Source organism: Clostridium algifaecis (assembly GCF_017874415.1).
Lineage (GTDB): Bacteria > Bacillota > Clostridia > Clostridiales > Clostridiaceae > Clostridium_B > Clostridium_B algifaecis.
In genome coordinates, this window is sequence record NZ_JAGGLM010000036.1 from 1 (window position 1) to 9,574 (window position 9,574).

General features: G+C 27.9%; 7 protein-coding genes. All 7 read right to left on the bottom strand.

Translation table 11 applies throughout. The features are described from left to right. Positions 1–379 precede the first annotated feature (379 nt). The 7 genes from gyrA to dnaA all read right to left on the bottom strand — a co-directional run bounded on the left by gyrA (position 380) and on the right by dnaA (position 9,150). Positions 380–2,833, bottom strand: coding sequence for a DNA gyrase subunit A (gene gyrA / locus J2Z42_RS14050; protein ID WP_209703394.1), 2,454 nt, complete (start codon positions 2,831–2,833; stop codon positions 380–382). Between the two features lie 18 nt (positions 2,834–2,851). After that, the gene (gyrB, locus tag J2Z42_RS14055) at positions 2,852–4,765 is read right to left on the bottom strand and encodes a DNA topoisomerase (ATP-hydrolyzing) subunit B (RefSeq protein WP_209703395.1); all 1,914 of its coding nucleotides are present in this window, start codon (positions 4,763–4,765) and stop codon (positions 2,852–2,854) included. Between the two features lie 17 nt (positions 4,766–4,782). After that, positions 4,783–5,046, bottom strand: a complete 264-nt coding sequence (remB, locus tag J2Z42_RS14060) for an extracellular matrix regulator RemB (protein WP_209703396.1) — start codon at positions 5,044–5,046, stop codon at positions 4,783–4,785. Positions 5,047–5,066: 20 nt separating this feature from the next. Next, a complete protein-coding gene (gene recF / locus J2Z42_RS14065; RefSeq protein WP_209703397.1) occupies positions 5,067–6,158 on the bottom strand; it encodes a DNA replication/repair protein RecF in 1,092 nt (363 codons plus the stop codon). A gap of 70 nt (positions 6,159–6,228) precedes the next feature. Continuing rightward, positions 6,229–6,435 (bottom strand): RNA-binding S4 domain-containing protein, encoded by a 207-nt coding sequence (locus J2Z42_RS14070; RefSeq protein ID WP_209703398.1) that lies wholly within the window; start codon positions 6,433–6,435, stop codon positions 6,229–6,231. 27 nt (positions 6,436–6,462) lie between these two features. Continuing rightward, positions 6,463–7,572 carry a DNA polymerase III subunit beta gene (gene dnaN / locus J2Z42_RS14075; RefSeq protein WP_209703399.1) on the bottom strand — a complete coding sequence of 370 codons (1,110 nt, stop codon included), beginning with the start codon at positions 7,570–7,572 and terminating at the stop codon, positions 6,463–6,465. 246 nt (positions 7,573–7,818) lie between these two features. Further along, positions 7,819–9,150 (bottom strand): chromosomal replication initiator protein DnaA, encoded by a 1,332-nt coding sequence (dnaA, locus tag J2Z42_RS14080; protein WP_209703400.1) that lies wholly within the window; start codon positions 9,148–9,150, stop codon positions 7,819–7,821. Between the last annotated feature and the right edge of the window lie 424 nt (positions 9,151–9,574).

Consider the following 9,574-nt stretch of genomic DNA (forward strand, 5'->3'; position numbering starts at 1 on the left):
ATTGCTGGTTTATTTCTTATATAAGTTGTACTTATATATCCTTACTCTGTTTAATTTTCAAGGATCATTCTCGCTGTCTCCTCAGACAGCTTTTATAGTATATCATATTGTCATAAAAACGTCAATATCTTTTTAAAACATTTTTTCTAACAATCTCTGTCACAACATCTGCGACTTTTATATAATATCATTTCATTTAAATAATGTCAATACATTTATTTATAAATTTTTAATTATTATATAGATATATAAGTAAAACATATAAACTTTTAATAATATAAATCCCCTATATACTAATAGTATTAATATATAGGGGCTAAATTAGAATTTTATTATACTCAAAACAAGATAATATTTTTACATAAGATTAGCTTTATATTTATTCTTTATCTTGAATTTCTTTTTCTTCAACTTTATCATCACAATTTATTTTAGCAATTGCAACTATTTTTTGTTCTTCTTCTGTTCTCATTAAAGTAACACCCATAGCATTCCTGCTTGTCGTAGATATATCGGACGCATTAATTCTTATGGCTACATTACTTGTATTTATAAGCATCATTTCGTCTCCATCTTTTACCATTCTTGCTCCAACAATGAGGCCCGTTTTATCACTTACTTTATAAGTAATGATACCCTTTCCCCCTCTTCTATGAATAGTATATTCAGATATAGGTGTTCTCTTTCCAAATCCATTTTCGCTTATTACCAGAACTTCTGATGTCTCATCTACAATATCCATAGTTACTGCTATATCGTCTTCTCTTAAAGTTATGGCCTTTACTCCAGATGCAGTTCTACCCATAGGTCTTACATCTTTTTCACTAAATCTTATAGCATATCCATTCCTTGTGAACATTAATATTTCACTATCTCCAGTAGTCATCCTTACACCTATAAGTTCATCACCATCTTTTAAATTAATAGCAATCAAACCATTTTTTCTTATGGATGAATATTTACTTATTTGTGTTTTTTTAATCAGACCATTTTTAGTACCCATGATAAAGTAATTATCTTCATTAAATTCTTTAAATGTTATAATTGCCTGAATCTTTTCGTCTTTGTCTATAGGTATTAAATTAACTAAATTTGTTCCTTTAGCAGTTCTACTTGCTTCTGGAATTTCATATCCTTTTAATTTATATACTCTCCCTTTATTAGTGAAGAAAAGTATATGATTGTGAGTTGAAGTAATAAACATATGCTCTACAAAATCATTTTCCTTTGTAGTCATAGCCTGTATTCCTCTTCCACCACGTCTTTGTGAAGAATATGTATCTGCGGCAATCCTCTTTATATATCCTGAATGTGTAAGTGTTATTACTACATTCTGTTCTTGAATCAGATCTTCAATATCTATATCATCATTGCTTAATTGTATATCAGTTCTTCTATCATCACCATATTTATCTTTTATCTCATTCAATTCATTTTTAATTATTTGAAGTAGCAAGTGCTCATTTTCAAGTATATCTTTCAAATGTTTTATTGTAATTGTAAGTTCATTATATTCATTTTCAATTTTTTCTCTTTCTAATCCAGTAAGTCTCTGCAGTCTCATATCCAAAATAGCTTGAGCTTGTTTTTCTGACAATCCGAATTTCTCCATGAGACCATTTCTAGCATCTTCTGTAGTTTTTGATGCCCTAATTAGCTTTATTACCTCATCTATATGATCAAGGGCTATCATTAATCCTTCAAGTATATGTGCCCTAGCTTGTGCCTTATCTAAATCAAATTTAGTTCTTCTTCTTATTACTTCTTTTTGGAAATTCAAATAATGAGTAAGAATTTCTTTTAAATTTAACTCCTGAGGTTTATTATTAACAAGTGCTAACATTATAATTCCAAATGTATCCTGCATCTTTGTATGCTTATATAGTTGATTTAGAATTACATTTGAGTTGGCATCTCTTTTTAACTCTATAACTATTCTCATGCCTTCTCTATCAGATTCATCTCTTATATCTGAAATCCCATCAATCTTCTTTTCTTTAACAAGTGATGCCATACTTTCTATAAGCTTAGCCTTATTTACCTGATAAGGAAGTTCTGTAACTATTATTCTATCTCTTCCTTTTTCATCTTCAATTTCAGCTTTAGCTCTTACAATTACTTTTCCTCTTCCAGTTTCATATGCACTTTTAATTCCAGAAGTACCAAGTATTATTCCTGCTGTTGGAAAATCTGGTCCTTTAATAACTTCCATAAGATCACTTATTGTTGCATCAGGATTATCTATTAGTATATTTACACCATTTATAACTTCCCTAAGATTATGTGGTGGAATATTTGTAGCCATACCTACAGCTATTCCAGCTGATCCATTTACAAGAAGATTAGGAAATCTTGATGGAAGTACTGATGGTTCTTTTTCTTCACCATCAAAATTTGGTACAAAATCTACTGTATTCTTATTTATTTCTCTAACCATCTGGAGAGCTATTTTATTCATTCTAGCTTCAGTATATCTCATAGCTGCAGCACTATCTCCATCAACAGATCCAAAATTTCCATGGCCATCTACAAGAGTATACCTAATTGAAAAATCTTGAGCCAATCTAACAAGTGCATCATACACCGCTGTATCTCCATGAGGATGATACTTACCTAAAACATCTCCAACTATTCTTGCACATTTTCTATATCCTTTATCTGGAGTCAATCCTAATTCATACATAGAATATAATATTCTTCTGTGAACAGGTTTTAAACCATCACGAACATCAGGAAGTGCACGACCTACAATGACACTCATAGCATAATCTATATAACATTTTTTCATTTCATTGCTTATATCTACTGGTAAAATCTTTCCTTCGTCAAACATAAATTACACCTCTCTACACTATATATCTAAGTTTACAACTTTCTTAGAATTTTCTATTATAAAAGCCTTACGAGGTTCTACTTTTTCACCCATAAGTATAGTAAATATTTCATCTGCAATCATAGCATCTTCTACATTTACCTGAAGTAGAGTTCTATTTTCTGGATTCATTGTAGTCTCCCAAAGTTGTGATGGATTCATTTCTCCAAGTCCTTTGTACCTTTGTATGCCTACACTATTGTCCTTTCCTCCAATGTCCTCTAAAATCACTTCAAGTTCTTTATCTGAGTAAGCATAATATTCTTTTTTACCTTTGGATATTTTATAAAGTGGAGGTTGGGCTATATAAACATGTCCTTGCTCTACTAACTCCCTCATATACCTGTAGAAAAAAGTTAGGAGAAGAGTTCTTATATGAGCTCCATCTACATCTGCATCTGTCATCATTATTATTTTATGATATCTTATTTTTTCAACATCGAAATCTTTTCCAATTCCGCCTCCAAAAGCAGTTATCATAGCTCTTATTTCTTCATAACCAAGAACTTTATCTAATCTTTGTTTTTCTACATTCATTATCTTTCCACGAAGTGGAAGTATAGCTTGAAACTTTCTATCTCTTCCTTGTTTTGCCGAACCTCCTGCGGAATCACCCTCTACAAGATATATCTCACATTCTGAAGGATGTTTAGATGCACAATCCGCAAGTTTTCCTGGTAATGATGTATTTTCAAGCACAGATTTACGTCTAGTTATCTCTCTTGCTTTCCTTGCAGCTTCCCTTGCTCTTGATGCCATAAGCGATTTATCTAAAATGATCTTTGCTATTTGTGGATTTTCCTGAAGATAATTACTTACAGATTCTCCCATTATACTGTCAACTATACCTCGTACTTCACTATTTCCGAGTTTAGTTTTAGTCTGACCTTCAAATTGAGGATCAGTGAGTTTTATTGATATAACAGCCGTTAAACCTTCTCTAATGTCTTCTCCTGATAAGTTCTTATCATTTTCTTTTATTATGCCGAATTTTTTTGCATAATCATTAAAAACTCTAGTAAGTGCAGATTTAAATCCGGCAAGATGTGTTCCGCCCTCTACTGTATCTATATTATTTGCAAATGAAAAAATATTTTCAGTATATCCATCATTGTATTGAATAGCAATCTCTAATGAACAGTTTTCTCTTTCACCTTCTAGATATATAGGTTCTTTTTGAATTGGTTGTTTATTTCTATTTAGATATTTAACAAAAGATTTTATGCCTCCTTCATAGTGAAAAAGTTCTCCCTTATCATCTCTTTCATCTTTCAAATTTATTTTTATACCTTTATTTAAAAATGCTAATTCTCTAAGTCTACTAGCAAGTACTTCATAATCATACTTAGTTTCATCAAATATTTCAGCATCAGGTCTAAAATGAATTTTTGTTCCAGTTTCATTGCTATCACCTATAATTTTAAGTCCTGTTACTACCTTTCCTTTTTCAAAAACTTGTTTCCATACATGGCCTTCCCTCTTAACTTCAACTTCACAAATTTCAGACAAAGCATTTACAACAGATGCTCCAACTCCATGAAGACCACCAGAAACTTTATATCCGCCTCCTCCAAACTTTCCACCAGCATGAAGTATAGTCATTATTACTTCTACTGCAGGTTTTTTCATTTTTGGATGCATACCTACAGGCATACCTCTTCCATTATCCGATACTGTTATAGAATTATCCTGATGTATTGTTACGTTTATTTCATTACAGTACCCTGCTAAAGCTTCATCTATGCTATTATCTACTATCTCATATACCAAATGATGAAGCCCTCTGGAACTAGTACTTCCTATATACATACCTGGCCTTTTTCTTACTGCTTCCAATCCTTCCAATACTTGTATTTGATTTTCATCATACGTTTCTTTATTATCTTTAGGCATACTTTTCCTCCTATCTTTTAAGATTCATAATACATAGATTTTGATCTTTTAGTTAATGTAGATGAAGATATAGGTGATAAATAAATCTTGCTTTTTTTGTCTACTTCAGCAATAATAAATGACTTAGGTTTATCTTTTGTAATTCTTTGAACAAATCCATCTTCTTCAGCCATTCGCAAAAACTGGATAGTATCAGAACTATACATTGAAGTTTCAACATCGAATATACCAATTATATCTTTTAGTGGTACAACTATATTTTCACCTAAATGTAAAAACATAAACAATCTCCTTTCAGGTATCAAACTTTAACTACACTGCCACTACTCACTTTAAACAACTGACATTCATCCTTAATATATTTTTTTATATCATTGATTCCTGTGCAAGTTATAAATGTTTGAATTTTATTTATAGAGCTTAATATATATCTTTGTCTATTTTTATCTAACTCAGATAAGACATCGTCAAGAAGCAAAACAGGGTATTCACCTATTACATCTTTTATTATTTCTAAAGAAGCAAATTTCAAAGTTAGAACAGAGGTTCGCTGCTGACCTTGAGAACCAAAATTTCTAACATCAATACCATTTATACTAACATTAAAATCATCTCTATGTGGTCCACAAGATGTGCTGCCTCTATCTATATCATTTTTTCGGTTATTTTTTAAATTATCTAATAAATTTTCCTCAGTCTTATTTAAATTTTTAATTGAGGTAATATATTTAAATTCTATTTTTTCAACACCTGAAGTTATATCATTATGTATAATTTTACCTTTTTGATTAAGTATTTTTATATATTTATTTCTAAAGTTTGTGATTACTTTTCCATAATTTGATAATTGTTTATCATATATACTCAACATATCATTATTTTTATTAGTCCACCTTTTAAGTAAAGTATTTCTCTGGTTTAAAACCTTATTATACTGAACTAAGTTAAAATAATACTTTTTATTAAGTTTACACAATTCCATATCTAAAAATTTTCTTCTAAAAGCAGGTGACTCTTTTATTATTTTTAAGTCTTCAGGTGAAAACATAACTACGTTAAATATTCCTAATAAATCAGATAATTTATTTACTTTTATAGAATTTATATTTATTCCTTTTTTGCCTTCTTTAAAAATTTTTATTTCGATTTTTTTATCTAATCTTTCTCTTGCTACATAACACTTTATATAAGATTCTTTTCCATTCCAATTTATAAGTTCCTTATCTCTATTTGTTCTAAAAGATTTGCCTATACTACAGTAATAAATACTTTCTAGTATATTAGTTTTTCCCTGTGCGTTATCGCCTATAAATATATTTATATTTTTATTAAGCTCAATAGTTAGTTCTCTGTAATTTCTAAAATTAATAAGTTGCAAATATTTTATATACATAAAAAACACCTAAATTTAATTATATCACAATATATGCATTCATAATTAATCAAGTTTTCATTTGTTGTTTTTATACAACTTTATAAGTTTCACCTTTTAATTCAATTATATCTCCTTTTGATAATTTCTTACTTCTTCTTTTTTCTATTTCCCCATTTAATTTAACTTCTCCATTTTGTATAAGAAATTTTGCCTCAGAACCAAGTGAAACTGAGCCGCTCCATTTTAAAAAAGAATCTAATTTTATAATATCAGTGTTTATCTTTACTTCTTTCATTTTCTATTATCTCCAATTTATTTATTTTTAGTTATTTAAAAGTCTTACTGGAAGAACTAAATAGGTACAATTATTTTTATTTTCATCTTTATTTTTTATAACGCATGGACTTACACTGCTTGAAAAGTTCAGAATTATTTCATCTTCTTCCATGATTTTAAGAACATCTATAAGATATTTTGAGTTAAATGCAATTTGTAGTTCTTGTCCTTGCAAAATTATATTTACTTCTTCTTTAACCATTCCCAATTGAGAATTTGATGTTATTATCATATTATTTTCTTCAATATTTAATTTTATTAAATTGGTATTACTGTCTTTAGCCATAAGTGATGCTCTTTCTATACAATTTAAAAGATCTTCTCTTTTAGCTATTACTTTTAAAGTAAATTCTTCAGGAATTATAGAATTATATTTAATAAATTCACCTTCTAGAAGTCTTGATACGATTTTTGTATTACCTAAATTAAATAATATATGATTTGGAGTAAATGTTATATCTACGTTATTTTCTCCATCTTCTAAAATCTTTGAAACTTCATTTAAAGTTTTTGCAGGAATCACTGCATTTATTTCATTGTCATTTTCTAATTTTTCCGATTTAAGTGCTAATCTGTATCCATCCAATGCTACTAAGTTAAAATTTTTATTTTTTGTTTCAAATAGAACTCCTGTAAGTATGGGTCTTGTTTCATCTTGTGCTGCAGCAAATATAGTTTCTCTTATCATATTTTTTAATATATTTTCAGGTATAGAAAATATCATATTTTCATTTATTTTTGGAAGTTCAGGAAAATCATTTCTATTCATATTTATTATATTAAATTTAGATTTCTGGCATAATATCTCTGTTGAAATACCATCTGTAGTACTTATATTTATATTGTCATTAGGTAATTTTCTTATTATTTCTCCAAATAATCGTGCATTTATTACTATAGAGCCTTCTTCAAAAATATCTGCTTCAACTTTTGTCTCTATACTTAAATCTATATCAGATCCTGTCAATATTAACTTATCTTTATTAGTTTCTATTAATATTCCATTTAAAATAGGCATTGATGATTTGCCTGTAATTGCTTTTTGTACTGTAAATATTGCATTTTGTAAATTTGTTTTAGTACATGTAAATTTCATTATTTTATCCTCCTTAAGTACTTTTGTAGAATAGATAATTAGATAATATTTTAGTAGTAATAGTAGTAGGGGCTGTTTATATGTGTATAACTTAAATATACGTTGATTTATAAGGAAAAAATAAGAAAAATAATTGTGGATAAGTAATTAATTAAAAATTGACTTTATCCACAGTATTAAATAATAAATAAATAATATTTTTTATCCACAATATTTAATAATAAAATTATACACATTTGTTTATAACTATTTTTGATTTATTCTTTTAGTTAGTTCACTTATTGCGTTTTGGAGACTTTCATCTACTTTTAAATTTCCAGATATTTTTTCATAAGCGTGTATTACTGTAGTATGATCTCTGCCACCGAATTCTTCTCCTATTTTTGGAAGTGACATATCAGTCAATTTCCTACTTAAATACATAGCTATTTGTCTTGGAAAAGCTACATTTCTTGTTCGTCTTGCAGATTTGAAATCATCTATTTTTAGGTTATAATAATTTGCGACTACATCCTGTATAAGTCCTATTGTAACCTGCTTTGATTGTTTACTTGATATTATATCCTTTAAGGCTTCTACTGCTAAATCTACACTTATTTCTTTATTTGTCAAAGATGAAAAAGCTACTATTCTTATTAATGCGCCTTCCAATTCTCTAATATTTGATTTAATTTTTGTTGCTATGTATACCATAACCTCATTTGGTATATTTAGTTTTTCCACGTCAGCTTTTTTCTTTAATATTGCAATTCTAGTTTCAAAATCAGGCGGCTGAATATCAGCTATAAGCCCCCATTCAAATCTTGATATTAATCGATCTTCTAATGTTGATATTTCTTTTGGTGGTCTATCACTAGAAAGAATAATTTGTTTATTTGCTTCATATAATGAATTAAATGTATGAAAGAATTCCTCCTGGGTCCGTTCTTTACCAGCTATAAATTGTATATCATCTATTAATAATATATCTATATTTCTATACTTATTTCTAAATTCTACATTTTTATCATCTTTTATTGAATTTACAAGTTCATTTGTAAATTTTTCAGATGAAACATAAACTACTTTTGATTTTGGATTGTTTTCCAATATGTAATGTCCTATGGCATGCATTAAATGAGTTTTTCCAAGTCCTACTCCGCCATATATGAATAAAGGGTTATATGCTTTAGCAGGAGATTCTGCAACGGCAAGTGAAGCTGCATGAGCAAATCTATTACTATTCCCTACTACAAATGAATTAAATGTATATTTTGGATTTAACATGGTTTGTGATCTATGTTCTGTTTTTGAAAAATCTTTTTCACTGAGTGAATCTAATGATTCTTCTTGGGATATTAGAAATTCAATTGTATATTTTTTAGATGTAAGAATTTTTAAAGATTTTATTATTAAATCTTTATATTTGTTATTTAGAACGCCCCTGGTTAAGTCATTTGGTACACTTAATTTTAAAATATTATTTTCTATTGATATGGGAGTAATACTTTTAATCCATGTATTAAAACTTACTTCCGTAATTTCACCTTTTACAATATTTAAAGTCTTCTCCCATAATTTTTGTAAATAGGCATTCATTATATATCCTCCAGTCTTAATTAATTAAACACAATTTATAAACAATATACAAACAATTTATTATAATTAATTGCCAGTTGTTTATAAAAATATTCACATGTTTATAATTTAGTATATAAATATTAAATAAAAAAATTATAAACAGCATATAATTAACAGTATTGACTATAATATATATTAAACCATATCTAAGAATAAATTAATATATATTATAGTTATCCACATGTTTATCCACACCTGTGGATAAACATAATATTTTTTGAATTATACACAGGCCTTTATTAATAATATCAAAATAGATGCAGCTATTCAAGAAGTTATCCACAAAATTTAAATATTGTTTATAATACATATATACAAAAGTATAATAAAAAAATCTTAATTTGCATTATTTGGATTTATAATTAGTGTTGACATTGTAGTA